At 61.5% G+C, this 26738-nt stretch carries 19 protein-coding genes; 6 read left to right on the top strand and 13 right to left on the bottom strand.

The window, feature by feature from the left end:
* Window positions 1-59: 59 nt before the first annotated feature.
* Together LIY45_RS07185 and LIY45_RS07180 are read right to left on the bottom strand one after the other, a co-directional pair.
* A complete protein-coding gene (locus tag LIY45_RS07185; RefSeq protein ID WP_226475821.1) occupies window positions 60-413 on the bottom strand; it encodes a YceK/YidQ family lipoprotein in 354 nt (117 codons plus the stop codon).
* 53 nt (window positions 414-466) lie between these two features.
* On the bottom strand, window positions 467-799 hold the full coding sequence (locus tag LIY45_RS07180) for a YceK/YidQ family lipoprotein (protein ID WP_226475820.1): 333 nt from the start codon (window positions 797-799) through the stop codon (window positions 467-469).
* Between the two features lie 157 nt (window positions 800-956).
* On the opposite strand from LIY45_RS07180, the gene LIY45_RS07175 reads away from it, so the two are divergent.
* On the top strand, window positions 957-3047 hold the full coding sequence (locus LIY45_RS07175; protein ID WP_226475819.1) for a TonB-dependent receptor: 2091 nt from the start codon (window positions 957-959) through the stop codon (window positions 3045-3047).
* 66 nt (window positions 3048-3113) lie between these two features.
* On the opposite strand, the gene LIY45_RS07170 is transcribed toward LIY45_RS07175, so the two are convergent.
* From LIY45_RS07170 to glnE, 8 genes are read right to left on the bottom strand one after another with little or no spacing between them, the layout of a single operon-like run.
* A complete protein-coding gene (locus tag LIY45_RS07170; RefSeq protein WP_226475818.1) occupies window positions 3114-4556 on the bottom strand; it encodes a lipopolysaccharide kinase InaA family protein in 1443 nt (480 codons plus the stop codon).
* Window positions 4556-5308 carry a lipopolysaccharide kinase InaA family protein gene (locus LIY45_RS07165; protein WP_008439156.1) on the bottom strand — a complete coding sequence of 251 codons (753 nt, stop codon included), beginning with the start codon at window positions 5306-5308 and terminating at the stop codon, window positions 4556-4558. The genes LIY45_RS07170 and LIY45_RS07165 overlap by 1 nt, the downstream gene beginning before the upstream one ends.
* The gene (locus LIY45_RS07160; RefSeq protein ID WP_017478300.1) at window positions 5305-6039 is read right to left on the bottom strand and encodes a lipopolysaccharide kinase InaA family protein; all 735 of its coding nucleotides are present in this window, start codon (window positions 6037-6039) and stop codon (window positions 5305-5307) included. The genes LIY45_RS07165 and LIY45_RS07160 overlap by 4 nt, the downstream gene beginning before the upstream one ends.
* Window positions 6039-6845, bottom strand: a complete 807-nt coding sequence (rfaP, locus tag LIY45_RS07155; RefSeq protein WP_076015502.1) for a lipopolysaccharide core heptose(I) kinase RfaP — start codon at window positions 6843-6845, stop codon at window positions 6039-6041. Before rfaP ends, LIY45_RS07160 begins: the two co-directional genes overlap by 1 nt.
* Window positions 6842-7966, bottom strand: a complete 1125-nt coding sequence (locus tag LIY45_RS07150) for a glycosyltransferase family 4 protein (RefSeq protein ID WP_226475817.1) — start codon at window positions 7964-7966, stop codon at window positions 6842-6844. The genes rfaP and LIY45_RS07150 overlap by 4 nt, the downstream gene beginning before the upstream one ends.
* Window positions 7966-9024: a lipopolysaccharide heptosyltransferase I gene (waaC, locus tag LIY45_RS07145; RefSeq protein WP_017478297.1), complete on the bottom strand. Its 1059-nt coding sequence runs from the start codon at window positions 9022-9024 to the stop codon at window positions 7966-7968. Before waaC ends, LIY45_RS07150 begins: the two co-directional genes overlap by 1 nt.
* Window position 9025: 1 nt before the next feature.
* A complete protein-coding gene (gene waaF / locus LIY45_RS07140) occupies window positions 9026-10060 on the bottom strand; it encodes a lipopolysaccharide heptosyltransferase II (RefSeq protein WP_087692498.1) in 1035 nt (344 codons plus the stop codon).
* Window positions 10061-10115: 55 nt separating this feature from the next.
* Window positions 10116-13055 carry a bifunctional [glutamate--ammonia ligase]-adenylyl-L-tyrosine phosphorylase/[glutamate--ammonia-ligase] adenylyltransferase gene (glnE, locus tag LIY45_RS07135; protein WP_226475816.1) on the bottom strand — a complete coding sequence of 980 codons (2940 nt, stop codon included), beginning with the start codon at window positions 13053-13055 and terminating at the stop codon, window positions 10116-10118.
* A 383-nt stretch (window positions 13056-13438) separates the two neighbouring features.
* On the opposite strand from glnE, the gene aceE reads away from it, so the two are divergent.
* From aceE to msrA, 4 genes are all read left to right on the top strand, one after another.
* Window positions 13439-16084: a pyruvate dehydrogenase (acetyl-transferring), homodimeric type gene (aceE, locus tag LIY45_RS07130; protein ID WP_017478294.1), complete on the top strand. Its 2646-nt coding sequence runs from the start codon at window positions 13439-13441 to the stop codon at window positions 16082-16084.
* Between the two features lie 11 nt (window positions 16085-16095).
* Window positions 16096-17745 carry a dihydrolipoyllysine-residue acetyltransferase gene (aceF, locus tag LIY45_RS07125; protein ID WP_226475815.1) on the top strand — a complete coding sequence of 550 codons (1650 nt, stop codon included), beginning with the start codon at window positions 16096-16098 and terminating at the stop codon, window positions 17743-17745.
* A 315-nt stretch (window positions 17746-18060) separates the two neighbouring features.
* Window positions 18061-20751 carry a GGDEF and EAL domain-containing protein gene (locus tag LIY45_RS07120; RefSeq protein ID WP_226475814.1) on the top strand — a complete coding sequence of 897 codons (2691 nt, stop codon included), beginning with the start codon at window positions 18061-18063 and terminating at the stop codon, window positions 20749-20751.
* Window positions 20752-20825: 74 nt separating this feature from the next.
* Window positions 20826-21473 (top strand): peptide-methionine (S)-S-oxide reductase MsrA, encoded by a 648-nt coding sequence (gene msrA, locus LIY45_RS07115; protein WP_226475813.1) that lies wholly within the window; start codon window positions 20826-20828, stop codon window positions 21471-21473.
* Between the two features lie 123 nt (window positions 21474-21596).
* Here the strand turns inward: msrA and rlmJ are convergent, their stop codons facing one another.
* A complete protein-coding gene (gene rlmJ / locus LIY45_RS07110; RefSeq protein ID WP_093202466.1) occupies window positions 21597-22433 on the bottom strand; it encodes a 23S rRNA (adenine(2030)-N(6))-methyltransferase RlmJ in 837 nt (278 codons plus the stop codon).
* Between the two features lie 174 nt (window positions 22434-22607).
* On the opposite strand from rlmJ, the gene LIY45_RS07105 reads away from it, so the two are divergent.
* Window positions 22608-23885 carry an O-acetylhomoserine aminocarboxypropyltransferase/cysteine synthase family protein gene (locus LIY45_RS07105; protein WP_226475812.1) on the top strand — a complete coding sequence of 426 codons (1278 nt, stop codon included), beginning with the start codon at window positions 22608-22610 and terminating at the stop codon, window positions 23883-23885.
* On the opposite strand, the gene LIY45_RS07100 is transcribed toward LIY45_RS07105, so the two are convergent.
* Window positions 23871-24584: a DUF4123 domain-containing protein gene (locus tag LIY45_RS07100; protein ID WP_226475811.1), complete on the bottom strand. Its 714-nt coding sequence runs from the start codon at window positions 24582-24584 to the stop codon at window positions 23871-23873. The genes LIY45_RS07105 and LIY45_RS07100 overlap by 15 nt on opposite strands.
* Window positions 24581-26614 (bottom strand): type VI secretion system tip protein VgrG, encoded by a 2034-nt coding sequence (locus LIY45_RS07095; protein ID WP_226475810.1) that lies wholly within the window; start codon window positions 26612-26614, stop codon window positions 24581-24583. The genes LIY45_RS07100 and LIY45_RS07095 overlap by 4 nt, the downstream gene beginning before the upstream one ends.
* Between the last annotated feature and the right edge of the window lie 124 nt (window positions 26615-26738).

The raw sequence follows: 26738 nt of genomic DNA, 5'->3' as shown, positions 1-26738 counted from the left end.
TAGCGTAAACACGCCACGGGATGATCTAGGGATTGTGGCGACCGGTTGTCACTGCGGGCCTAACGGAATATCTCGATGCTGCCGTCCCTGTTCTGGCGGTAGACCGTGTAGGGCAGCACGAGGGTGTCGAGCAAGCCGGAGCCCACGAGTTCGGCGGCGAAGATCGGCAATGAGCCGGAGGCATCGCGCATGTGCTCTTTGGTGGTGTCGGGGGCGCCGTTCAATGTGCAAAAACCGTAGATCACCCCACTGTAGATACGCGGCACGTTTTCACAATAACTGCGCGATTCCTTGAGGTTCTGGCTGGCAACGGCGTCCGGGCGAAACACCGTGTTGATGGTGCCGCAACCGGCGGTGGAAACCAGTACCGCGGCGAGAAGAAATTTGGTCGCAAGACTCACGGACAACTCCATTTGGCATAAGTGTGGGCATTCACCCCTGGCCCATACAACCCTACTGGATCCGTTTATGAACCCGGGCGCCAATAGATACTGATGTTGCCATCAGTTCCTTGCCGGTAGACCGTATAGGGCAGGACCACTGTATCAACAATGCCTGAAACCGTTATATCCAATAGAACGAATGGCATCATCACGCCAGTGAGGTCCGGCGCGGCGTGCAGCCGGCAGAAATCAAAGGCAACCCCACTGTAGACACGAGGAATCGACTGACAATAGGTTTTTTGCTTTCTGAGTTCTCGTGCCGCTGCCGCATCCTCGCGCAATACCGTATTGGCCGTTCCACAGCCGCTCAACACAAGGATTCCAATGCTTAGCGCAGCAGTCATTTTTAGTGTCATGGCCGACCCTCTGAATGGCCAGCAACGCTAACATCGGCCCTGTACGTGCCCCAGACCCCGTGCACCGCCGCGCCATGTAGGAGGATTCCGAAATGGTAAAAGCTGGCTGAATCGTTAAACTCGCGCACTTTTGTGCGTCATGGATGCTGGTTTACTCATGAAAGTTGTTGCCCCCAAACGCTTCGCCCTGTTGCTTCCCGGCCTTCTGGGACTGTGTAACGGCGCCCAGGCCGACGAGGCTCCGCTGGTCCTCGACCCTAGCGTGGTCACCGGCTCGCGTAGCGCCAGCCCGTCGTTTGACCTGCCTTATTCCGTGGACAGCATCAGCCGCGAGCAAATCAGCGACGGCCAACTGGGCATCAATGCCTCCGAAGCCTTGTCCCGCGTGCCTGGCCTGGTGGTTCAAAACCGCCAGAACTACGCCCAGGACTTGCAGATTTCCTCCCGAGGCTTCGGTGCCCGCTCGGCGTTTGGGGTGCGCGGTATCAAGCTGATCGCCGACGGCATCCCTGCCAGCACCCCGGACGGCCAGGGTCAGGCCGCCACGTTCAACCTCGATACCGCCGAGCGCATCGAAGTGCTGCGCGGCCCGGCCGCTACGCTGTATGGCAGCAATGCGGGCGGCGTAATCCAGATGTTTTCCCGCAACGGCGAAGGCCCGCCGCGCATCGGTGCCGAGACACTGGTGGGCGGTGACGGCCTGAGCAAGAACCACCTGACCGCCGAAGGCGCGGCAGACGGCGCAGGCTTCGTGCTGGATGCCTCGCGCATGGACACCGATGGCTATCGCGACCACAGCAGCGCCCGCCGCGACCAGACCTTTGCCAAACTCAATTTCGAGCCGGACGAAGACAGCAAACTGGCGCTGATCTACAGCAGCCTGGAGCAGAACGGCACCCAGGATCCGCTGGGGCAGGCGTGGGATGCATACAAGGCTGACCCGCGCTCGGTCAGCAGCGCCGCCGAGCTGTACAACACCCGCAAGAGCATCGACCACCAGCAAGTGGGGATGAATTACGAGCGGTACTTTGGTGAGGCAACGCTGCAGGTGAATGCCTACACCGGGCGGCGAAGCGTGATTCAGTACTTGTCGATTCCCAAGGGAACGCCCGCCAACGAACGCGGCGGCGGCGTGGTGCAATTCGACCGCAAGTTCTACGGCGGCTCCGTGCGCTGGATGCAGCCCATCGACAGCGTGCCGGGCGAGCTGATGATCATCACCGGCCTGGATTTCGACCAGAGCGAAGACAGCCGCCACGGCTACCAGAACTACAGCGGCACTACCCTTGGCGTAAAAGGCCAGCTACGCCGGGATGAAATCGACACCGCCCGCAGCCTCGACCCCTACATCCAGGCCAACTGGGCCATCGACCGCTGGACCCTGCAAGCCGGAGTCCGCCACAGCACCATGGAACTGGACGTCGACGACCAGTTCCTGAGCAACGGCGACTCCAGCGGCAACAAGACCTACCAGAAGAACACGCCGTCCGTGAGCGTGATGTACGCCTTCACGCCCGACCTGCACGGTTACGTCAGTGCCGGCAAGGGTTTCGAGACGCCGACCCAGGCGGAACTGGCGTATGCGCCAGGCAATATCGAAGGGTTCAACTTCGGCCTGAAGCCGTCCGAAAGTACGCAATATGAAGTGGGTTTGAAGGCGCAGCTGAACGACACCCGGGTGAACGCTGCTGTCTTCCAGATCACCACCGAGGATGAGCTGGTGGTGGACCAATCAAACGGCGGCCGTACCAGCTACCAGAACGCCGGCCGCACCCTGCGCCGTGGTTTCGAACTGGGTATCGAAAGCCAGCTCAGCGAACAGTGGAGCAGCAACATCGCCTACACCCGCCTGCAAGCCACCTACGACAGCGACTTCATCGGCGGCGGCAAACCCGTGGACAAAGGCAACTACCTCCCCGGCGTCCCGCAAACCACCTTATTCGCCGAACTGAACTGGAAACCCCGGGACTGGGTCAGCACCGCCCTGGAAGGCATGTACCGCAGCAAGGTCTACGTCGAAGACACCAACCAGCAACACGCGGCACCGGGCTACAGCGTGTTCAACTGGCGGGCACGGTTTGAGCAGAAGGTGGAGCATTGGACGTTTCACCAAACCCTGCGCCTGGATAACCTGCTGGATCGCCAGTACGTAGGGTCGGTGATCGTCGGAGACGGCAATGTCCGCTATTACGAAGCCGCGCCGGGACGCTCGTGGTACGCCGGCGCAGGCGCCGAGTACACTTTTTAGAAACTGACATCGAACTTGTGGCGAGGGAGCTGGCTCCCGCTGGGCCGCGCAGCGGCCCCAACCCCCCTAACCCACTGCCTTTGGCAACCGCTGATCAATCACCCGATACAACGCACTGCTCTCAGGCCAGTTACGCATAAACCTTGCCCGATCCCTGGCATATGCCGGAGCGAAGCTGCTCAAGGACGTGTGCTGACACATCGAATCAAGGTCGATCAACGCCCAGCGATCCGTGTGCCAGAACAGGTTATGCCCCTTGAAATCCCCATGGCTGATGCGCTCGCGGATCAACTCTGCAAACAAGTAATCCAGGGCCTGCAATTCGGCCTCGGGCGCCTCGCCACTTTCAACGTGCGGTGCAAACCGCTCGATAATGTCCGGCCCGGGCAGGTACTCGGTCACCAGGTAAGCCCGGCTGCGCAGCCACAGGAAGCGCTTTTCCAGCAACGCCAGTGGCTTGGGCGTGGCGATACCGAGAAATGCCAGGCGATTGCCTTCACGCCACGAATGCCAGGCCCGGCTCGGCCGCCAGAAGCGCTTGAGCCAATGGGCAAAACCCTTGATGTTGTAGCGTTTGATCACGAGGGGTCGACCGGCCACCTCGACCTTGGCGACACTGGCCGCCCCGCCGGTTTTATACAGGTGGCCCTGATCCAGCAGCGCGTCAGCCTGCTCCAGCACCGGCAGCATCGACGCTTCTTCCTCACGACGGGTCGCGCGCAACGCGAATGGCCCGCGCACCACACTGAACAGCGTGCACTCACGGCCAACCTTGCTCAGGAAATCCTTCAAGCGCCAGGCACTGACTTTACGTACCTGCTTTTGCAGTGCTTCCAGCGGCAAGGCATGTTCGCCATTGCTCAGCAGGTAATACACCAGTAGCTCTTCGGTAAACGGCTCGAGGTTTTTCGGCAACTGTGCGAAAAACACCCCGAGGTTTTCCAGCACCCGGTTGCGCGACAGCGGCTTGCCCGCCTCTTCGACACAAATCCCGGCGCCATCGATCAAATACAGTTTGCCGTCCTGGCGCAGCAGGTTGTCCAGGTGCAGGTCTTCCTGCCACAGGCCCTTGGCGTGCATCTGCGCAATCGCGCCCAACGCTTCGGCCAGCACCGCCTGCTGCTCGTCAGCCAGCGGCGGCAAGGCTTCGACGGCATGCCAGGCATCGGCCAGGCTGTCGGCACCTTCCAGGAACTCGAACAGCAGCCAGCCGCCCTCGCCTTCTTGCAGACCATCGGCCAGCAACAGCGGTGTGGTCAGGCCTTGCTCGGCCAACAGCCGCACACCCTTGAGTTCACGCTGAAAATGCCGCGCCGCCTTGCTGCCCACCAGCAGTTTGGCCAGCACCGGGCGCCCGCGCCACACGGCTGCGCCGACATAGCGCTGGCCCGGCAATACCCGTAGCAAACTGAGCAATTGCAACTGCCCAGGCCCGGCAGCGTCCGCCAGCTCGATGCTCAAGGGCAGGCTGGGTGTACGGCCGGCATGTTTCAGTTCGGACAAACGCATCAGCGGTTCTCCTTGTGACTGCGGCGGGCCGCCAGGCGCTGGTGCCAGGTAGCGACCAACGCGCTGTCCTGCGGCTGATCCAGATACGCCGCCAACAGCTGGCGCACCTGATCGTCCGACCATTGCGGCGCACGGCGCAACAGCGGCTCCAGGTCCTTGACCCGGTCACGCCAGCCGAACAGCAGCGGGCGGGTTTTCTCCAGGTCGATCAACTGTGCCGCATACCCGTCGCCGGTGGCTTGCAGGAAAATATGCTTGGGATAAAAACAGCCATGCACCTGGCCCACGCTGTGCAACTGACGAGCAAGCTGACCGCAGGCCAGCAGGATTGCCCGCTGCTGCACGTCGCTCAACTCAGACCATTGCTCCAGCAACGAATCCAGATCATTCCAACCATCCAGCGCCCGGGTCAGCAACATCGCCCGATGCTCTCCGGCCACTTTGCGCTCACCGAAAAACGCCGCCTGCAACGCCGGAATACCCAACTGCCGATAGCGGCTGATGTTACGAAACTCGCGGGCAAAACTCGGCTCGCCAAACGGGCGGTGCAAGGTGCGCGTCAGGTAGTTGCTCTGGCGCTTGAGGTAGTAGCCCTGGCCTTCGAGCTCGAGGCGAAACACGCTGCTCCAGCCGCCGCGACTGGTATTCGGCTCGTCCACGGCATCCAGTTGCTTGGCCCACAGCGCGTCGAAAGTGCCGAGGCCGTTGCGCTCAAGCAATGCTCGATCTTCGGCCGCCAGGAAATCACTCATTCTCGCCCCTCGAAAAACTTCACCACGTGGCGAATTCGCTGTTTGTCCGCCGCGCTCAGGTGTTTGCGCTGACGGTATTGCATGTAGAAGCGCAGGCGCTGGGTAGCCGACAAGTGATACTTGGCAACCTTGTCCAGGCAGGCCAGGTCCTTGGTGATGCGGTACTTGAGCCAGAACCCGCGCCAGAAATCGCCGTTGGGGCAATCGATCAGGTACAGGGTTTGCTGGTCGTCCACCAACAAGTTGCGCCACTTCAAATCGTTATGGGTAAACCGATGGTCGTGCATGGTCCGCGTGTATTCAGCGAGCTGGCGACTGACCTTGCTGACCCACACCGGGTCGGACAGTTGCGGGTCATTGCGCTCGGCCAATGCCGACAAGTCTTCGGTCTTGGGCAGCTCGCGCGTGATCATCGCCCCACGGTGATAAGCCAGGCCTTTGCGTTCCAGGCCCCAGGCGATCACGTCGGCAGTGGGAATGCCCCACTTGGCGAAGCGCTTGAGGTTCTGCCATTCAGACTTGACCCGTGGCTTGCCCAGGTAGCGGCGCAAACCCTTGCCCGCACCGACGTAGCGCTTGACGTAATAGTTGACCCCGCCACGCTCCACGCGAATCACTTCGGACAACGGATCGCGGGTCAGCCGCTCGCCTTGCAGGGCGAACACGGCTTCCAGGCTACCAAAGTCATCCGCCAGGGCGGCGTAAGCGGGTTCCAGGTTCCAACCCGCCATCAGAGCGCATCCCCGTAGCGTTGCTTGCGGTCGTAGAGCTTGGCCGCCTTGCGTTCCAGCCAGCCGAGCAAGGCGGCTTCTTCAGCGAGAATCTGGCGCAGTGGCTGCTGGAAGTAACCCTTGAGGAAGCGCAGTTTGTCGCGGCGGGTCAGGCCGATGTCCAGGGCCGAGAAGTACAGCGCGGCCAGGTCCTTGTTGCGCCAGCGCAACGGAATCTTCGAACGCACCTGGGCGCGATGCAGGTCGATCACCGACAGCTTGAAGTCATCGGCTACCAGCGGCTTGTCGGTGTGCAGCAGGAAATGGCAGATGTAGCAGTCGCGGTGGTTGACCCCGGCGCGGTGCATCATGCCGGTCATGCGCGCCACTTCGGCGATCAGCGCATGCTTGATCACAGGCACCGGCGGCTGCTTGACCCAGTCCATGCTCAGGTCTTCGAGGCTGACGGTCGGCGCCAGCTCTTCGGTGACAATGAAAGAGTGTTGGTCCGCCGGGTTGCTGCCCTTTTCGCCGTAAGCGACGGCGGTCATGGTCGGCACGCCCACTTCCTGCAAGCGCTGGATCGCCAGCCATTCCTGGCCCGCGCCCAGCACCGGCAACTTGGCGGTGATCAGGTTCTTGAGGATTTCGGCCCAGCCGATCCCCCGGTGGATCTTCACGAAAAAGCCGTGGCCGTCCACTTCCGTACGCAAGGTACGGCGGGCATCCAGTTCACGGTACACCTGGCCGTCCAGCTTCTCGACTTCGGCGAACGCATCGCGTCCGGCCCACAGGGTCTTGAACGGTTCGGCAAGAATCAACTTCATCGGTTTGGCTCCGCCAGAATCAGGTCCGCAGCGTACTGCGGCATGCTATAGAGGTCGGCCGTCTCAGCGAAGGCCAGACCATTGCGGCTCCAGGCCGCGCGCGCTTGTGGATCGTCGAGCATATCCACCAGGTACTGGTTGAGCTGGGCCTGCTCGAACGGTTCGTCCAACACTCGGCCATTGCGGGCCTTGTCGATGTAAAACGCGTAACCGCAGACCTTGCTCACCAGCACCGGGAGGCCGGCGACCACCGCTTCGATCAGCACCATGCCGGCCGCCTCGTTGTACGCGGGGTGGATCAACAGGTCCGCGCCCAGCAGAAAGCGCGGGATATCGCTGCGCCCCTTGAAGAACTGCACCTGGTCGCCCAGGCCCAGCGCTGCACTCTGCAATTGGAATACTTTGGGGTCGTCCTGGCCGATTACAAATAGACGGGTGCGTTTCTTCAGGTTCGACGGCAGCGCGGCCACGGCCTTGAGGCTGCGATCGACGCCCTTGGTCTTGAAACCCGAGCCGATCTGCACCAGCAGCAAATCATCTTCGGCCAGGCCGAATTCGCGACGAAACTCGGCACGGACCTCGGCAGCGTTGGGCGGCGCACGGCGGTCGCGGGCGATACCCGGTGGCAACAAGTGAAAACGCTCGGCCTGGGTCCCGTAATACTGGGTGAACAGCTGCTGCTGGTGCTCGGACAGCACCATGATCTGCGTCTTGGCGTCCTTGTCGAACACCGCGCGCTCGTATTCGGCAAAGTGTTTGTATCGGCCGAACCAGCGGTACATCGGGTTGCGCAGGGTCTGTGCCTTGTCTTCGAACACACCGTCGGCGGCGAAATACAGGTCCAGCCCCGGCATCTTGTTGAAGCCCACCACGCGATCCACCGGGCGCTTGGCCAGGTCGGCCTGGATCCAGGCGTAGAGCTTTTCATTGCGCCGATGGTTGACCAACGCCTTGACCGGGGCCACCAGCACTTCGAAGCCCGGCGGCACGTCACCCTCCCAGATCAGCGTGTAGACGCGGATCTTGTGACCGCGCTGCTGGCACTCCAGGGCAATGCGCATGAAGTCGCGCTGCAGGCCACCAAAGGGGAAATACTTGTAGAGGACAAAAGCCAGTTGCATCAGTGTTCCTCAGCCAATAACAACGTGCTTAATCGCGTTGCGACACGCTCAGGGTTCAGGCGAGTGAAGCACAGGGGCCACTCGCGCTTGAGATCAAACCGACGCTGGTCTTCGGCAGTCGGTTGATAGGTGCATTTCTTTTGCAGGCACGGCGCACACGGAAAATCGCTGGCCAGGTGGACCTGCGCCTTGCCGTAGGCGCCGGTCAGGCCAGGATTGGTGGGGCCGAACAGGGAAATCGTCGGCACATCCAGCGCGGCTGCCAGGTGACCGAGACCGGTGTCGACTGCGACACACGCCTTGGCACTCGCCAGCACTCGGGCCACGCCCGCCAGGTTCAACTTGGGCAACACTTCGGCGTTTTTCAGGCCGCTGGCCAAGCGTTCGGCCCGGGCTTTTTCGGCGGCATTGCCCCACGGCAATTTCACGTCCACGCCAAAGCGGTCCATGCGCTCGGCCAGGTCGCGCCAGTAGGCTTCCGGCCAGTGCTTGGTGTCCCAGGTGGTGCCGTGCAGCAGCAGTACAAACGGCTTTTTCGGCGGCAGGCCCAGCAGCTTGTCGACGCTGAGGCCGTAGTCGCCCAGGCCTTTTGGGAGGTCATAACCGAGGGCCACGGCAAACAGCTGGCGCAAACGCTCCACCGCATGCTGCCCACGGGCCACGGCCAAACGACGGGAATAGAAGTGCGCCGCCAACGGTTCACGAGCCGACTGCTTGTCGAAGCCGGCAACGGGCGCGCGCACGTAGCGGGTCAGCCAGGCGCTTTTCAACAGGCCCTGGGCGTCGATCACCAAGTCGTATTTGGTCGACTGCACGCTCTTTTTGAAACGCCGCCATTCGCCACTCTTGAAGGTCTGCCAGAGGTTCTTGCGCCAGCGGCGGATCGCCACCGGGATCACCTTGTCCACCGCCGGGTGCCAGGTGGGAATTTCGGCGAAGCCTTCTTCCACCACCCAGTCAAACCGGATGCCCGGGATCGCCCGCGCCGCGTCGGTCAACGCCGGCAAGGCATGAATCACATCGCCCAGGGATGAGGTCTTGATTACCAGAACCCGCAACTTAACGGACCTCGACCACAGTGCCCTGCAACCGCTGCAACGCGTCGCTGACAGGTTGCGGCAGCAACTGGCGCAGGCAGTTGTAGTGGCCGAAGCGGCAGGTGCGATCAAAACACGGGCTGCAATCCAGGCCCAGGCGCACCACTTCGACCTTGTCGGCCAGCGGCGGGGTAAACCCGGGAGATGTAGAGCCGTACACCGCCACCAGCGGGCGGTTCAGCGCCGCAGCCACGTGCATCAGGCCGGAGTCGTTGGACACCACCGAGTCGGCGCAGGACAGCAGGTCGATGGCCTCGGCCAGGGACGTGTCGCCGCTCAGGTTAACGGCTTCTTCCCGCAGGCCCGGGATCAGGCGCTGGCGAATATCCTCGCCCACCGAATGATCGTTTTTCGAGCCGAACAACCAGACTTGCCAGCCCTCGCGAATCTTCATCTCCGCGACCTTGGCGTAATGCTCCGACGGCCAGCGCTTGGACTCGCCAAACTCGGCGCCGGGGCACAGCGCCAGCACCGGACGGTCCAGCTCCAGGCCGAACTTGGCCAGGGCCGCATCGCGGGTGACCGGGTCGATTTGCAGGCTCGGGCGCGGATACGGTGTAGGCAGCTCGGCACCCGGCGCGTAGGCCAGGGCCATGAAGCGCTCGATCATCAGCGGGTAGCGGGCCTTGTCGAGCTTGCGCACATCATTGAGCAGGCCATAGCGAAACTCACCACGCCAGCCGGTGCGCTTGGGAATGCCGGCGAAGAACGGCACCAGCGCCGATTTCATCGAGTTGGGCAACAGGATCGCCTGATCGTACTGGCCGGCCAGGGACTTGCCGATACGTCGACGGGTCGCCAGCTCCAGCGCGCCGTGGCCGAGCGGGAAGCTCAAAGCCTGACGCACCTCGGGCATACGCTCAAGAATCGGCCGGCTCCACTCGGGGGCGAGCACGTCGATTTGGCAGTCGGGATGGCGTTGTTTCAGGCACTGGAACAGTGTCTGTGCCATCACCATGTCACCGACCCAACTGGGCCCAACGATCAGAATATTCATGTAGTTTCCACAAACGATACGGGGAGGCTCATGCCTCCCCGCCTTATATAGTGTTTCAGCTTAACCCCAGTTCATGCCAGATTCGCTGCACCTGGCGCCGTTCGTCAGCGAACTGATCCCCGGCAACGGTCCCGGCCTCGTTCTGCAAGGCCTGGCGGTGAGCGGCGGAACGGTAGGCTTTATACACCTCGCGCAGCAAATGGGCATCGGCGGCGGGCATCAGCCCGACCTGCTCCAGCCCTTCCAGAATGCGGATATTGTCGGTGTAGCGCAGCAACGATGGATGTTGCGCAGACCACGCCAAAGCCGCGTATTGCACCATAAATTCAATATCGACGATACCTCCGGCGTCCTGCTTGAGGTCGAACGCCACCGTGGGTTCGAAGGCATTCGCCGCCGTTCCCGCCGCCGTGGACTTGGTGCCGAGGTTGTCGCGCATCTTGGCGCGCATCTCGCTCACCTCCTGGCGCAGCTTGTCCAGGTCCTGTGCACGGCCCAGCACTTGCGCCCGCACCTGCTCGAAAGCACGCCCCACATCCTGACTGCCTACCAGCACCCGCGCACGTACCAGCGCCTGGTGTTCCCAGGTCCAGGCTTCGTTTTCCTGATAGCGCGCAAAGGCGCCCAGGGAACTCACCAGCAAACCGGATGCGCCCGAAGGCCGCAGGCGCATGTCCACTTCATACAACTGCCCGGAGTTGGTCTGGGTGGTCAGCAAGTGAATGATCCGCTGGCCCAGTCGGGTAAAGAACTGCGCACCGTCGATCGGCTTGGCGCCGTCGGTTTCGGCCTGGGGGTCACCGTCATGGATAAACACCAGGTCCAGGTCCGAACCATGCCCCAATTCGATGCCGCCGACTTTCCCATAACCGACAATGATGAAGCCAGGATCGCACAAGGTGCCGTCCACCCGTTGCGGCGAACCGTGACGGGCGACGGTCTGGCGCCAGGCCAGGGCCAGCACTTGCTCGAGGATGGCTTCGGCGAGCCAGGTCAGGTAGTCGCTGACTTTCATCAGCGGCAGGCTGCCGGCGATTTCCGAGGCGGCCACCCGCAGGCGGTGGGCCAGCTTGAAGTGACGCAAGGCCTCCATCTGCTGCTCAAGGTCATCTTCGGGGATGCGTGTCAGGCGCTCGCGCAATTCGGCGGCCAGTTCCGGCGCCAGCGGCGGCTTGAACAGGCGGCCTTCGTTGAGCAATTCGTCCAGCAGCAGCGGGAAGCGGGTGATCTGTTCGGCAATCCACGGGCTGGCGGCGCACAGGGTCAGGAGGCGGCGCAGGGCGTCGGGGTTTTCCGTCAGCAGCACCAGATAAGCGGAACGCCGGGCGACGGCTTCGACCAAGGGCAGGACGCGTTCCAGCACCAGGTCCGGGTTGGCGTGCTCGACAGCCTGGGCCAGCAGGCGTGGGATAAACGCATCCAGGCGCTCGCGACCCAATCGCTGCATGGCACGCAATTGTGGACTGCTGCGCAGGCCAGCCAAGGCTTTCAAGGCCTTGGGCGCGTCGGCAAAACCACCCTCCTGCAACTGTCGGCAAGCCGCCTCTTCGTCCTGGGACTCCTCCCACAACGGCAACCACTCACCGCCCACCACCAACTCGCTCTCTTCGCCCTCTTCTTCATCCGGGTCGGCAATCACCTGGCGGAAGTGCCAGTCAACTCGCCCACGCCAGTACATCAGGCGCTCATGGAACGCGGTCCAGTCCGGGAAGCCCATCATGAAGGCAATCCGCGCCTGGTCTTCGGTGCCGTCCGGGAGCATCTGCGTCTGGCGATCGGCAATCGCCTGGATCGCGTGTTCGGTGTAGCGCAGGAATTCATAGCCATCGCGCAGCTCGGCAATCACCGCCGGTGGCAGGTAACCCTGGCCTTCCAGGGTGCCCAGCACTTTTAACAGCGGGCGTTGTTGCAGGCTCAGGTCGCGGCCGCCGTGGATCAGTTGGAACGCCTGGGCGATAAATTCGACTTCACGGATGCCGCCCGAGCCCAGCTTGATATTCTCGGCCATGCCCTTGCGCCGCACTTCCTGCTGGATCAACTGCTTCATGGTGCGCAGCGCTTCGATGGCGGAGAAGTCCAGGTAACGCCGGTAGACAAACGGTCGCAGCATGTCGAGCAGTTGCGCGCCAGCCACCTGGTCACCCGCCACCACCCGCGCCTTGATCATGGCGTAGCGTTCCCAGTCGCGGCCCTGATCCTGGTAGTACTGCTCCAACGCATTGAAACTGAGCACCAGCGCCCCGGCTGAACCGTAGGGCCGCAGGCGCATGTCGACGCGGAACACAAAGCCGTCGACGGTCATCGGGTCCAGGGCCTTGATCAGTTTTTGACCAAGACGGATGAAGAATTCCTGGTTATCCAGCGAGCGCTTCACGCCGACCGTGTCGCCGCCTTCGGGGTAGGCAAAGATCAGGTCGATATCGGATGACAGGTTCAACTCCACGGCGCCGAGCTTGCCCATGCCGAGGATGACCATGTGCTGCGGCTCGCCGCTGCGACGGCCGGTAGGCGTGCCGAACAGGACGCAGTGGCGCTGGTACAACCACTGATACGCCTGGTCGATGCTGGCGTCAGCCATGTCCGAGAGATCACGGCAGGTTTGCACCAGGTCCGCCTGTCGGGTCAGGTCGCGCCAGATGATCCGCACTTGCTGGCGGGTGCGCTGGCGTCGCAGAACGCGGCCCAGCTCGTCTTCCGTCTGGGCTTGCTGCACGGCAGCCGCAATCTGCCCGCACAGCTCGCCGGGGGCAAAGCCGCGGTCCAGCTCGCCCCAGGCCACCAGTTCCAGCAACATCAAAGGGTCACGAACACTCTGTTCAATGACGAAATCACTGGCGGCGCACACACGGGCGAAGTCAGCCCACCGTTGCGGCGTCCACTCAGAAAGGCCATTATCGCCGTCCAATCCGGCCACGGCGTCACGAAATGACTGCTCGGCCCGCTTGGCAAATGGAAGCAGGATGGCCGGTAGTTCGGCCTGCATGGGAAGGCTCATGGTCTATCCTTGATCGGCGCGTAAAGGGCTTGTCGCTGTGAACGCAAGAACCACGCTCGGTGAAGGACTGTCGAACAAAGGTTAGAAATAGCTGAAAATTTTTCTTTTTTGGCAGTCAACATCAAATCTCTACCCTTTCTTGTTCGCAAAAGATCAACAATAACGATTATGCTCGCCAGCTAGACCGAGCAATCCGCTCAGTCTTGTGTAGTTTTACTACTCGTATATACATTCGAAAGGCTGAAATGGCCGACGATTTGTAGTAAAACTACAGGACGCCGAAGCAACCTTCGGCCATCCAAGAATTTATGTCGTCTGCCCACAAGGCCAGTCGCAAACTTCAGGCAACCGATTCTGGTAGCCTTTCCGCCCTGGAGCAAGCCATGCAAGACCTCGATCCCGTCGAAACCCAGGAATGGCTGGACGCCCTGGAATCGGTTCTCGACAAAGAAGGCGAAGACCGTGCTCATTACCTGATGACCCGTATGGGCGAACTCGCGACCCGCAGCGGCTCGCAACTGCCCTACGCCATCACCACGCCGTACCGCAACACCATCCCGGTAACCCACGAAGCACGCATGCCTGGCGACCTGTTCATGGAACGCCGCATTCGCTCGTTGGTACGCTGGAACGCCATGGCGATGGTAATGCGCACGAACTTGAAAGATTCTGACCTGGGCGGTCACATCTCCAGCTTCGCTTCCAGCGCAACCCTGTATGACATTGGCTTCAACTACTTCTTCCAGGCCCCGACCGAAGAACACGGCGGCGACCTGATCTACTTCCAGGGCCACACCTCGCCAGGCGTCTACGCCCGTGCGTTCATGGAAGGCCGCATCAGCGAAGAACAAATGAACAACTTCCGCCAGGAAGTCGACGGCCAGGGCCTCTCGTCCTATCCGCACCCTTGGCTGATGCCTGACTTCTGGCAGTTCCCGACGGTATCCATGGGCCTGGGCCCGATCCAGGCGATCTACCAGGCACGTTTCATGAAGTACCTGGAAGCCCGTGGCTTCATCCCTGAAGGCAAGCAGAAAGTCTGGTGCTTCCTGGGCGACGGCGAGTGTGACGAGCCGGAATCCCTGGGCGCCATCTCCCTGGCTGGCCGCGAGAAGCTGGACAACCTGATCTTCGTCATCAACTGCAACCTGCAGCGCCTCGACGGCCCGGTTCGCGGCAACGGCAAGATCATCCAGGAACTCGAAGGCGTGTTCCGCGGTGCTCAATGGAACGTGACCAAAGTCATCTGGGGCCGTTTCTGGGACCCACTGCTGGCCAAAGACGTCGACGGTATCCTGCAACGCCGCATGGACGAAGTCATCGACGGCGAGTACCAGAACTACAAAGCCAAAGACGGCGCGTTCGTACGTGAACACTTCTTCAACTCGCCAGAACTCAAGGCGATGGTTGCTGATCTGTCCGACGACGAGATCTGGAAACTCAACCGTGGCGGCCACGATCCGTACAAGGTCTACGCGGCGTACCACGAAGCGGTCAACCACAAAGAACAACCAACCGTCATCCTGGCCAAGACCATCAAGGGTTATGGCACCGGTGCCGGCGAAGCGAAGAACACTGCGCACAACACCAAGAAAGTCGATGTCGACAGCCTGAAGTTGTTCCGCGACCGCTTCGACATCCCGGTCAAGGACGAAGAGCTGGAGAACCTGCCGTTCTTCAAGCCAGAGCCAAACAGCGCCGAAGCCCGCTACCTCAGCGAGCGTCGCACCGCACTGGGCGGTTTCGTGCCACAGCGCCGCGCCAAGAGCTTCAACATCCCGACTCCGCCACTGGATACCCTCAAGGCTATCCTGGACGGTTCGGGCGACCGTGAAATCTCCACCACCATGGCCTTCGTGCGAATCCTCGCGCAGCTGGTCAAGGACAAGGAAATCGGCTCGCGTATCGTGCCGATCATCCCGGACGAAGCCCGTACCTTCGGTATGGAAGGCATGTTCCGTCAGTTGGGCATCTACTCCTCCGTCGGCCAGCTCTACGAGCCAGTCGATAAAGACCAGGTGATGTTCTACAAGGAAGACAAGAAGGGCCAGATCCTCGAAGAAGGCATCAACGAAGCGGGCGCCATGAGCTCCTTCATCGCTGCCGGTACGTCGTACTCCAGCCACAACCAGCCGATGCTGCCGTTCTACATCTTCTACTCGATGTTCGGTTTCCAGCGTATTGGCGACCTGGCTTGGGCAGCCGGCGACAGCCGTACCCGTGGCTTCCTGATCGGCGGTACTGCCGGGCGGACCACGCTGAACGGCGAAGGCCTGCAACACGAAGACGGCCACAGCCACATCCTGGCGGGCACCATCCCGAACTGCCGCACCTTTGATCCAACCTACGGCTATGAGCTGGCGGTGATCATCCAGGACGGCATGAAGAAGATGACCGAAGAGCAGCAGGACGTTTTCTACTACATCACCGTGATGAACGAGTCCTACCAGCAGCCAGCCATGCCGGCCGGTGTCGAGGAAGGCATCATCAAGGGCATGTACCTGCTCGAAGAAGACACCAAGGAAGCCGCTCACCACGTGCAACTGATGGGCTCCGGCACCATCCTGCGCGAAGTGCGTGAAGCGGCAAAAATCCTGCGTGAAGAGTTCAACGTCGGCGCTGACGTATGGAGCGTTACCAGCTTCAACGAACTGCGTCGCGACGGCTTGGCCGTAGAGCGCAGCAACCGTCTGCACCCGGGCCAGAAGCCTGCGCGCACCTACGTCGAAGAGTGCCTGGCTGGCCGTAAAGGTCCGGTGATCGCCTCTACCGACTACATGAAACTGTTTGCTGAACAAATTCGTCAGTGGGTACCGTCCAAGGAATTCAAAGTCCTGGGCACCGACGGTTTCGGCCGTAGTGACAGCCGCAAGAAGCTGCGTCACTTCTTCGAAGTCGACCGTCACTTCGTGGTGTTGGCAGCCCTGGAAGCCTTGGCTGACCGTGGTGAAATCGAACCCAAGGTGGTAGCTGACGCTATCGTCAAGTTCGGGATCAACCCGGAAAAACGCAACCCACTGGACTGCTGAGGAGACTTTCTGTGAGCGAACTCATTCGCGTACCTGACATCGGCAGCGGTGAAGGTGAAGTAATTGAACTGTTTGTGAAGGTCGGCGACACCGTCGAAGCCGACCAGAGCATCCTGACCCTGGAATCGGACAAGGCGAGCATGGAAATCCCTGCTCCCAAGGCTGGCGTGGTCAAGAGCCTGAAAGTGAAGCTGGGCGATCGCCTGAAAGAAGGCGACGAACTGCTTGAGCTGGAAATCGAAGGTGCCGCTGATGCGGCCCCTGCGGCGGCCGCTCCTGCTGCTGCCCCGGCTCCTGCCGCCGAGAAGCCTGCCGCTGCTGCCGAGGCCCCTGCGGCTCCGGCTGCTGCACCTGCCGCCGAAACAGTCCAGGACATTCATGTTCCGGACATCGGTTCTTCGGGCAAGGCCAAGATCATCGAGCTGCTGGTTAAAGTCGGCGACACCGTCGAAGCCGACCAGTCGCTGATCACCCTGGAGTCCGACAAGGCCTCCATGGAAATCCCTTCGCCGGCTGCCGGCGTGGTGGAAAGCATTGCCGTGAAGCTGGAAGACGAAGTCGGCACTGGCGACTTCATCCTCAAGCTGAAAGTGGCGGGCGCTTCGGCTCCTGCTCCTGCTGCTGCCGCTCCAGCCGCCGCTGCTCCGGCCGCCAAGGCTGAAGCTGCACCTGCTGCCGCCCCTGCACCTGCTGCAAAAGCCGAGGCCGCACCGGCTCCGGCGGCTGCACCTGCGCCGAGCGGTGCCAAGGTTCATGCCGGCCCTGCCGTGCGCCAACTGGCCCGTGAATTCGGCGTCGAGCTGAGCGCTGTGTCGGCCACTGGCCCACACGGTCGCGTGCTGAAGGAAGACGTGCAGGTTTACGTCAAAGCCATGATGCAGAAGGCCAAGGAAGCTCCGGCTGCCGGCGCTGCTACCGGCGGCTCGGGCATTCCGCCGATCCGCACCGTCGACTTCAGCCGCTTCGGCGAAATCGAAGAAGTGCCGATGACCCGCCTGATGCAAATCGGCGCGGCCGGCCTGCACGCCAGCTGGCTGAACATCCCGCACGTGACCCAGTTCGACCAGGCCGACATCACCGACCTGGAAGCTTTCCGCGTTGCGCAGAAAGCCGTGGCCGAGAAGGCCGGCGTGAAGCTGACCGTGCTGCCCCTGCTGCTCAAGGCTTGCGCACACCTGCTCAAGGAACTGCCGGACTTCAACAGTTCGCTGGCACCTAGCGGCAAGGCGATCATTCGCAAGAAGTACGTGCACATCGGCTTTGCCGTCGACACTCCGGATGGCCTGCTGGTACCGGTCATCAAGAACGTCGACCAGAAGAGCCTGCTGCAGCTTGCCGCTGAGGCTGCTGCACTGGCGGCCAAGGCCCGCGACAAGAAGCTCACCCCGGACGACATGCAGGGCGCGTGCTTCACCATCTCCAGCCTCGGCCACATTGGCGGCACTGGCTTCACGCCAATCGTCAACGCGCCGGAAGTGGCGATCCTGGGTGTTTCCAAGGCCACTATCCAGCCTGTGTGGGACGGTAAAGCGTTCCAGCCGAAGCTGATGCTTCCACTGTCGCTGTCCTACGATCACCGTGTGATCAACGGCGCGGCTGCCGCACGCTTCACCCAGCGCCTGAGCCAGTTGCTGAACGACATCCGCACCATCCTGCTTTAAGCCATAACAGGTCTCCTGCACACGCAGGAGACCTGGCTTCACCGATTTCCGAGCGCCACGCTCGTACCTCAACCCCGCCAATTGGCGGGGCTTTTTTTGCCTGCTTTCCAGGCAAAACCTGTACACGGAAATCGAGGTTGTACACCGCCCATCACCCCGGTTGTAGAAAACCGTTCGCTGGCCGATAACCCACTTATAGCACTTAGCCTTCATCCTCTCTTGTCAGCCCGTGCCGCATGATGCAACCTTGCCGCAGGCAACAGTCAAGAGGGCGTGAGCCCGGCGCGAAGCGCATTTTTCCAAGCGAGTTTCCCCATGAAAAGCCAACCCGATGTCGCCCGTACGGCGGCCGAGGTAGTGACGCAATTACCGGTGCCTTCGCGCCTCGGTATGCTGCGTTTCGAGCGGCTTAATGAGGCAAGCTGGGCCCTGCTGTACCTCGACCCCAATTGCGAACGCCAATTCGGCCTGCCCGCCGTGGAACTGTGCGCCCTGGTCGGCTCGCCCTACGCCAGCCTGATGGAACCCCAGGCGCGTTATCAGCTGCATGACGCGATCCAGGAACAGCTGACCATCAGCCCCCATTACCTGGTGCGCTACACCCTGCACACCCACGACGGCCCGTTGAGCCTGCTGGAGCTGGGTGAGGCCTACAAACAACACAACCGTCACCTGCTGCGTGGCTACCTGATGGTGGTCGATGGCCTGTTCAGTGATATTTCACTGGCCCCTGCCGTGGATCTCGAAAGCCAGAACAGCCGCTTGCAGATCGCCCTGGAACTCAACCAGCGCGCCCAGCAGGAACAACTGCAACACCTTGAGCGAGTGCGCGCCCAGCAGGAACTGATCCTGCTGCTGGCCCGCCAGCGCTACAGCACCAACAACTCGCTGCAAGAAGCCGCCGAACTGATCACCCGCAGTGCCTGCGATATCTACCAAATCGACTGCGCGAGCATCTGGAACCTCGAGAACCAGCACCTGGTGCCGATTTCCGCCTATCACCGCGCCGATCAGCAGCACCACCTGCCCGAGCCTATCGATGCCAGTGGCTTCCCGGATTACCTGGAAGCCCTGCAAACCAGCCGCGCCATCGATGCCAACAACGCCCTGCGCGACCCACGCACCCGGGAAATGGTCGAGAGCCTGCGCCCGCGTGACGTCCACGCCATGCTCGACGCCAGCATCCGGGTCGATGGCAATGTGGTCGGGGTGTTGTGCCTGGAGCAAAGTGGCAGCACCCGCGTCTGGCAGTCCGACGAGATCGCCTTTGCCGGCGAGCTCGCCGACCAGTTCGCCCAGGTGATCAACAACCACAACCGCCGCACCGCCACCAGCGCGCTGCACTTGTTCCAGCGAGCCGTGGAGCAAAGCGCCAACGCGTTCCTGCTGGTCAATTGCGACGGGGTGGTGGAATACGTCAACCCCAGCTTTACCGCGATCACCCAGTACAGCACCGAAGAAGTCCACGGCCACCAGCTGTCGGAACTGCCGGCGCTGGAAAACCTCAGCGAGCTGCTGTTCGACGCGCCGTCCAGCCTGGCCAAGAGCAACAGCTGGCAAGGCGAGTTCAAGAGCCGACGCAAGAACCTCGAGCCCTACTGGGGCCAGTTGTCGATCTCCAAGGTCTATGGCGACAACCGTGAGCTGACGCACTACATCGGCATCTACGAAGACATCACCCAGACCAAGCTGGCCCAGCAGCGCATCGAGCGCCTGGCCTATACCGACAACCTGACCAACCTGGGCAACCGTCCGGCGTTCATCCGTAACCTGGACGAACGCTTTGCACGGGACAGCGACAGCCCTATCAGCCTGCTGCTGGTGGACATCGACAACTTCAAGCGGATCAACGACAGCCTCGGCCACCAGACCGGCGACAAACTGCTGATCAGCCTGGCCCGGCGCCTGCGCAACAGCCTGACGGCCAGCGGTAGCCTGGCGCGGTTTGCCAGTAACGAGTTTGCCGTGCTGCTGGACGATACCGACCTTGAAACCGGCCAGCAGGTCGCCAGCCAGTTGCTGGCCACCCTCGACAAGCCGATGTTCGTCGACAACCAACTGATCAGCGTCACCGGCTCCGTGGGCCTCGCCTGCGCGCCGTTGCATGGCCGCGACCCGCAAACCCTGATGCGCAACGCGGGCCTGGCGCTGCACAAGGCCAAGGCCAACGGCAAACACCAGGTACAGGTCTTTACCGAGGCGTTGAACGCCGAGGCCAGCTACAAGCTGTTCGTGGAAAACAACCTGCGCCGCGCCCTGACCCAGAACGAACTCGACGTGTTCTACCAACCCAAGCTGTGCCTGCGCAGCGGTCGCCTGCTGGGGATGGAAGCGTTGTTGCGCTGGAACCATCCGGAAAAGGGCATGATTCGCCCCGATCAATTCATCAGCGTGGCTGAAGAGACCGGGCTGATCATCCCCATTGGCAAATGGATCGCCCGCCAGGCCTGCCGCATGAGCCGACAGCTGACCGCTGCGGGCCTGGGCAAACTGCAAGTGGCAATCAACCTGTCGCCCAAGCAGTTTTCCGACCCGGACCTGGTGGCCTCGATTGCCACGATCCTCAAGGAAGAACAGCTGCCCGCCAACCTGCTGGAACTGGAGCTGACTGAAGGCCTGCTGCTGGAAGCCACCGAAGACACCCGCCTGCAACTCGACCAACTGAAGAGTTTTGGCCTGACCCTGGCCATGGATGACTTCGGTACGGGTTACTCGTCACTCAGCTACCTGAAAAAATTCCCGATCGACATCATCAAGATCGATCGCAGCTTTATTCATGAAATCCCGGACAACCAGGACGACATGGAAATCACCTCGGCGGTGATCGCCATGGCTCACAACCTCAAGCTCAAGGTGGTGGCCGAAGGCATCGAGACCGCCGAACAGCTGGCGTTCCTGCGCCGTCACCGTTGCGACGTCGGCCAGGGCTACCTGTTTGACCGGCCAATCCCGGGTTCCGATCTGATCGAGAAGCTTAAACGCTATCCTCGCGGGCCAATCGCCTGACAGCGCGGTAACACTCGGGCAAACTGGCAGTCTGAATGCTTACTTGTAACTCAATCTGACTGAGAGGACTGATCATGGTCTTGCGCTCGGAAATTCTGGTGAACAAAAACGTGCTTCCTACTCAAGAACAAGCTTTGCCTGGCCGTGAAACCCCGATGTCCCTCCCCGAGACTCACTTCGTCAACGGCAACCCGCTGCTGGGCCCGTTTGTCGACAACGTAGAGTTTGCGATCTTTGGCCTGGGTTGCTTCTGGGGCGCAGAGCGCCGCTTCTGGCAGCGCGAAGGCATCGTCAGCACCGTGGTGGGTTATGCCGGTGGCTACACGCCAAACCCGACCTATGAAGAAGTCTGCTCGGGCCTGACCGGCCACAGCGAAGTGGTGCTGGTGGTGTTTGACCAGGACAAGATCAGCTACGAAGAATTGCTGAAAATGTTCTGGGAACTGCACAACCCGACCCAGGGCATGCGCCAGGGCAATGACATCGGCAGCCAGTACCGGTCGGTGATCTATGCGGTCAAGCCGGAGCACCTGGAGGCGGCGAAGGCCAGCGCAGCGGCTTATCAGACGGAACTGACCAAGGCCGGCCTGGGCACCATCACCACCGAAATCGAAGAAGCGCCGACGGTGTATTTCGCCGAGGCGTATCACCAGCAGTACCTGGCGAAGAATCCGCAGGGTTATTGCGGGATTGGCGGCACCGGCGTGACCTGCCCGATCTGATTGCACCAGATCGTTCCCACGCTCTGCGTGGGAATGCCGCTCTGGACGCTCCGCGTCTGCTCTGAAATTCGTGACGCAGAGCGTCACAGGATGCATTCCCACGCAGAGCGTGGGAACGATCAGTTACTCGGCGATAAGCCAATCCATCTGCCACCCACCCTGGGTTTGCCCAAGCTGCTTGGACAACCACGGCAGCAGCTCACGCAACTCTTCCTCCAAACCCCACGGCGGATTGGCAATCGCCAGACCCGAACCGGTCAGGGTGTTCGGCGTGTCCAGCGGATGCACCAGCAATTCAACCCGCAGCAACTTCGGCGCACCGGTACCGGCCAGGTCCTGGTAGAAGCGGCGCAACATGCGCTGGTCCTTCACCGGGTACCAGATCGCGGCCACGGTCTGGCGCATGCGACTCACGGCTTCCTTGAGGGACGCGGCGCAGCGCTGCATCTCGTCGAGCTTTTCGAACGGCGGGTCAATCAGCATCAGTGCACGCTTTTCCGGCACCGGCAGCAATGCCCGTGGCACGTGCCAGCCTTCACCTAGGTGCACTTTCACCCGACGGTCGCCCTTCATGTTGTCCTTGAGCAGCAGGCCGTCTTCCGGGTGCTTTTCATTGAGCAACACGCGGTCCTGAGGGCGAGTCAGGCGTCGCGCCAGCTCCGGTGAGCCCGGGTAGTAGCGCAACTCGCCATCCGGGTTCATCTCGTGCAGCACACGCATGTAATCGGCGGTCAGCGGCGGCAGGTCGGTCTGGCCCCACAGGCGGGCGATGCCTTCCAGGTATTCACCGGTACGGTTCGCCTGGTCGCCCTGCAGGTCGTACAGACCAATACCGGCGTGGGTGTCGAGATAGGCAAACGGCTGCTCCTTGCGCGACATCAGGGCGATGAGGCGGGTCAAGGTCAGGTGTTTGAAGACATCGGCGTGGTTGCCGGCGTGAAAGGCGTGACGATAATTCATGGTTGCTCCTGCGCAGGGGGCGAAGTTTACCTTTTACGCAGGCAAAGGTGCAGGGCTGCGCGTCAGGTGGTGCTTATGCCGCAAACACAGGGGCGCCGCCGAAAATAGTCTAATCGCCGGCGCGAAAGCGGATTTATTGTGGCCAGCAATTATCCATGGAGGTCATAAAAACTCATGAAAGACGCCACCATCGCCCTGCACCACGGCTTCAAGTCGGACCCGACCACCAAGGCCGTCGCCGTGCCGATCTACCAGAACGTCGCTTTCGAATTCGATAACGCCCAGCACGGCGCCGACCTATTCAACCTCGACGTACCCGGCAATATCTACACGCGCATCATGAATCCCACCAACGACGTGCTGGAGCAACGCATCGCAGCGCTGGAAGGCGGTATCGCGGCCCTGGCGGTGTCGGCCGGCAGCGCGGCGATTCACTACGCAATCCAGACCTTGACCCGTGCCGGTGACAACATCGTCACCACTCCGCAGCTGTACGGCGGCACCTACACCCTGTTCGCCCATTTGCTGCCGAGCTTCGGCGTCGACGTGCGCTTCGCCCGTGACGACTCGGCCGCAGCCATCGCCGAGCTGATCGATGACAACACCAAGCTGGTGTACTGCGAAAGCATCGGCAACCCGGCAGGCAATATCATCGACATCGAAGCCCTCGCCGACGTCGCCCACGCCCGTGGCGTGCCGCTGATGGTGGACAACACCGTGGCCACGCCGATCCTGTGCAAGCCGATTCAGTTCGGCGCGGACATCGTCGTGCATTCGGTGACCAAGTACGTGGGCGGTCACGGCAACTCGCTGGGTGGCGTGATTGTCGACAGCGGCACCTTTCCCTGGACTCAATACCCGGAGAGATTCCCCGGCCTCAACCAGCCAGAGCCGGCCTATCACGGCGTGGTCTACACCGAGAAGTTCGGCCCCGCGGCGTTCATCGCCCGCGCCCGCACCGTGCCCCTGCGCAACACCGGCGCAGCCCTGGCCCCGATGAATGCATTCCTGCTGCTGCAAGGCCTGGAAACCCTGGCCCTGCGTATGGAGCGCCACACCGAAAACGCCTTGAAGATTGCCCACTTCCTGCAAGACCACGCGCTGGTGGAATGGGTCAGCTACGCCGGCCTGCCGGATCACCCTCACCATCATCTGGCGCAGAAATACATGCAGGGCAAACCGTCGGCAATTCTGTCCTTCGGCCTGAAGGGCGGTTATGAGGCGGGCGTACGTTTCTATGACTCACTGCACATCTTCAAGCGCCTGGTGAACATTGGCGACGCCAAGTCCCTGGCCTGTCATCCGGCGTCCACCACCCATCGTCAGATGAATGAACAGGAGCAGGCGAAGGCCGGGGTGAAGCCGGAGATGATTCGCCTGTCTGTCGGCATTGAGGCGATTGAGGACCTGATCGAAGACTTGCAGCAGTCGCTGGCCTCAACCCAGCTCTGAGGCCAGCCAGGCGGCCAGCGCCTGATGGCTGACATCCGGCCGGCGCACGAAGTAGGCGACCTTGTGCTTCAAGGTCGCCGGCACAAAGGCGCTGTACAGGTCCGGGCGCTGTTCTTCCAGCCATTGCAGCAGGTTGTCCACCCGCGTGACGCTCGATTGCTCACCCAAGTGCTGGAGAACCTGCGGCGGCACTTGCCACCACGGGCTTGGCTTCGCCGCTCCCGCCGTCGTGACCGCTACCTCATGCTGGCGACCATTGATCCAGTAGCGACTGAACACCGGGAGCAACGCCTTCGCCTGCGGTCCTAGCGCCTGCAAGACAGGCAGGACATAAGCGCCGTCCCAGAAACGAAAGAACACCGCCTGCCCTTCCGGCAACAGTACCTTGGTCAGGCTGCGCAAATGCTCAACAACGGTTTGCACGGGACAGGACGACACCGCCAACCATCCCCAGTCAGTACCTTCGCATTCGGCGGCCCATTTCAGAAAAGCACTTTCAACGGCAACCACCGCAACGTAGGGCATGACCTCATCCCATGCCGCATACTCGCTGCCCGCCCAGATTGGACTGAGCGAGCCACCATTGGTACGACGCCAGGCTTCAAGCGGCTTGCAGTCGCTGGCATTGCCCAACACTGCAAATAACTGCTCGCCCTCCTGCAAGGGTGCAGCCTCAAGCCACTGCCCGGGGGAAATCATGGCGTACCTCCGGCGAGTGATGCGCTGCGATGCAGAGGCGTATCACACGCCCCATTCCTGCAGCGCTCACACTCTTCGCAAAAGGGCGCACTGCGTTTCAGGCTGGACACCTGCACAGCACTCAACGGTGCCGCGATGACAGCCAGCACCTTTTCCTGCAGCGCTGGCGTCAGCAGCGCTCCGGCCGATGCCGGCGAACCGCCAAGCTGGACCTCTGTGCTGCTGAAAATCCCGTCCGCTGAAACATTGATCCAGTGCCCGCCAGCCTGAAGGGTCACGCTGGCGCCTGCATCGATAACAATGCGTTGCCCGGCGCCGATGTGAACGGTGAACCCGGCACGCACCTGCTGGGAGCCGGCGATCATCAGGTGATCGTCCTGCTTGAGTTCGGTCAGTCGGTTGCCGTGGGTGGTGCGCTGTTCTTCGCCCTGAAGCTCGTGACGGTCTAGGCCTTTGACGATTACGTTGCGCTGGTTGTCGACCTGCACGTGCTGGTCGTGCAGTACATGCTGGGTCCAGTTGCGCTGGGCGCGCAGGTAGATTTCCTCGGCGCCCTTGCGGTCCTCGATGCGCAGCTCGTTGTAGCCACCACCGCCGGGGCTGGTCTGGCTGCGGAAGATGCTGCGGGTCTTGTCCGCCGGCAGGTCCAGCGGTACTGGCGTCGCCGCATTGGCCAAACAACCGACCACCAACGGCGTGTCAGCATCGCCGTCGACAAAGCCCACCAGCACCTCCATGCCTACCCGCGGGATCAACACCGCGCCGTAATGCTCATGGGCCCAGCCACTGGCCACTCGCAACCAGCAGCTGGAATGCTCATTATTTTCCCCGGAGCGATCCCAGGCCAGTTGCACCTTGACCCGGCCGTATTCATCGCAATGGATTTCACTGCCTGCCGGCCCGGTCACCACGGCGTTTTGGTAGCCCGACATTGATGGTCGCGATACCAGCAAAGGTGTTCGAAAGGGTACATCCCATGGAGTTACAACAAAGTCATTGCTATAGCCCTGAGAGCGTTCATCGCCGGCTGCGTCAAGGATCGACTCCTCCAGCGCCTGAGGTTGGCGCCCTACATGCGTCACTTGGGTGACCAGCCACAAATCATTCCATTCCTGCCGAGGATGCCCGGTCATCCTCAGGAAGCGCCCGCTGAGCAGAGCCGGCTGATCGCTATGACCGTTGGCCTGGCGGAAGTCGCCGCGATGACGCTCCAACATGCGTTGCGCCAGGTATTTACCATGAGCGCGATCCGTAAAGCACCCGGGATAACGTTGGTCTTCCAGAGTGGGGCGCTGCCCGACAGACACGGTGCTTTCCAGCGCGAGACGTGGTTTTTTGAAGTCGTAGTCACGCAGGCTCACACCAGTGGTGCGGGTCTTCAGCCGCACGATAAAACGCTTGATCACCGGCATCTCGGCGACCATCCCCGAGCCCGCAGCGTACTGAGTGGCTTGATCAGGTTGGGCGAACACCGTCTGGTCATCGCCAAACACCAAAAGATGGCGCTCGGGATGATGCTGGAAGTGATAGTGAATGCCTGACTCGGAACACAAACGCTGGACAAACTCCAGATCGGTTTCGCCGAACTGAACGCAGTACTCACGCTCGGGATACACCCCACTCAGTTGAAATGAGAAGGCATCCCCCTGGATACCCTGCGCCTCCAACACCAGCGCAATGATCTGCGGCACCGTCTTTTTCTGAAAAATCCGCTGGTGAGTGCTGTGTTCCAGATAAGCCAGCTGCGGCACCAAAGTGATCTGATAACGGGTCTGGCGCTTTCCCGAGTCGCCTTGAGCCACGCGATAGACCTGGCCATGAACGCCGTGGCCATGGGAGTCGAATCCCAGAAACGCCTGGCGGTGCATCAGGCTTTCCAGATCCAGGTCGGGCCGTTCGCTGACCAGTTCTAGGTCGAAACGATAGGGCAGGCTGATGAACTCCTCGCCCATGAACTCAAAAACCTTGAGATCACTGGGTACACCGTCGAGGGTCAGGGTAAAGGCACTTTGATTGGCAGGAGCGAACATCCGGTGTTTCTCTGCATGTAGTGGGTGGCCGATTCTGCACCAGCTGTTTGCCGAGCTGAGTGCGCTGCAGGCAAATCAGTAAATCCTTACATCCCAGGTGCCCAATTCTTCATGCCTCAAACGT

The sequence above is a fragment of the Pseudomonas sp. MWU16-30323 genome (assembly GCF_020515595.1).
Taxonomy (GTDB): domain Bacteria; phylum Pseudomonadota; class Gammaproteobacteria; order Pseudomonadales; family Pseudomonadaceae; genus Aquipseudomonas; species Aquipseudomonas yamanorum.
This window is presented reverse-complemented; position numbering and strand designations above follow the sequence as displayed.

What these genes read in the sequence shown, in the direction of transcription:
- LIY45_RS07185 (WP_226475821.1), bottom strand. Translation starts at nt 413, where the DNA reads ATGGAGTTGTCCGTGAGTCTTGCGACCAAATTTCTTCTCGCCGCGGTA.
- LIY45_RS07180 (WP_226475820.1), bottom strand. Translation starts at nt 799, where the DNA reads ATGACACTAAAAATGACTGCTGCGCTAAGCATTGGAATCCTTGTGTTG.
- LIY45_RS07175 (WP_226475819.1), top strand. Translation starts at nt 957, where the DNA reads ATGAAAGTTGTTGCCCCCAAACGCTTCGCCCTGTTGCTTCCCGGCCTT.
- LIY45_RS07170 (WP_226475818.1), bottom strand. Translation starts at nt 4,556, where the DNA reads ATGCGTTTGTCCGAACTGAAACATGCCGGCCGTACACCCAGCCTGCCC.
- LIY45_RS07165 (WP_008439156.1), bottom strand. Translation starts at nt 5,308, where the DNA reads ATGAGTGATTTCCTGGCGGCCGAAGATCGAGCATTGCTTGAGCGCAAC.
- LIY45_RS07160 (WP_017478300.1), bottom strand. Translation starts at nt 6,039, where the DNA reads ATGGCGGGTTGGAACCTGGAACCCGCTTACGCCGCCCTGGCGGATGAC.
- rfaP (WP_076015502.1), bottom strand. Translation starts at nt 6,845, where the DNA reads ATGAAGTTGATTCTTGCCGAACCGTTCAAGACCCTGTGGGCCGGACGC.
- LIY45_RS07150 (WP_226475817.1), bottom strand. Translation starts at nt 7,966, where the DNA reads ATGCAACTGGCTTTTGTCCTCTACAAGTATTTCCCCTTTGGTGGCCTG.
- waaF (WP_087692498.1), bottom strand. Translation starts at nt 10,060, where the DNA reads ATGAATATTCTGATCGTTGGGCCCAGTTGGGTCGGTGACATGGTGATG.
- glnE (WP_226475816.1), bottom strand. Translation starts at nt 13,055, where the DNA reads ATGAGCCTTCCCATGCAGGCCGAACTACCGGCCATCCTGCTTCCATTT.
- aceE (WP_017478294.1), top strand. Translation starts at nt 13,439, where the DNA reads ATGCAAGACCTCGATCCCGTCGAAACCCAGGAATGGCTGGACGCCCTG.
- LIY45_RS07120 (WP_226475814.1), top strand. Translation starts at nt 18,061, where the DNA reads ATGAAAAGCCAACCCGATGTCGCCCGTACGGCGGCCGAGGTAGTGACG.
- msrA (WP_226475813.1), top strand. Translation starts at nt 20,826, where the DNA reads ATGGTCTTGCGCTCGGAAATTCTGGTGAACAAAAACGTGCTTCCTACT.
- rlmJ (WP_093202466.1), bottom strand. Translation starts at nt 22,433, where the DNA reads ATGAATTATCGTCACGCCTTTCACGCCGGCAACCACGCCGATGTCTTC.
- LIY45_RS07105 (WP_226475812.1), top strand. Translation starts at nt 22,608, where the DNA reads ATGAAAGACGCCACCATCGCCCTGCACCACGGCTTCAAGTCGGACCCG.
- LIY45_RS07100 (WP_226475811.1), bottom strand. Translation starts at nt 24,584, where the DNA reads ATGATTTCCCCCGGGCAGTGGCTTGAGGCTGCACCCTTGCAGGAGGGC.
- LIY45_RS07095 (WP_226475810.1), bottom strand. Translation starts at nt 26,614, where the DNA reads ATGTTCGCTCCTGCCAATCAAAGTGCCTTTACCCTGACCCTCGACGGT.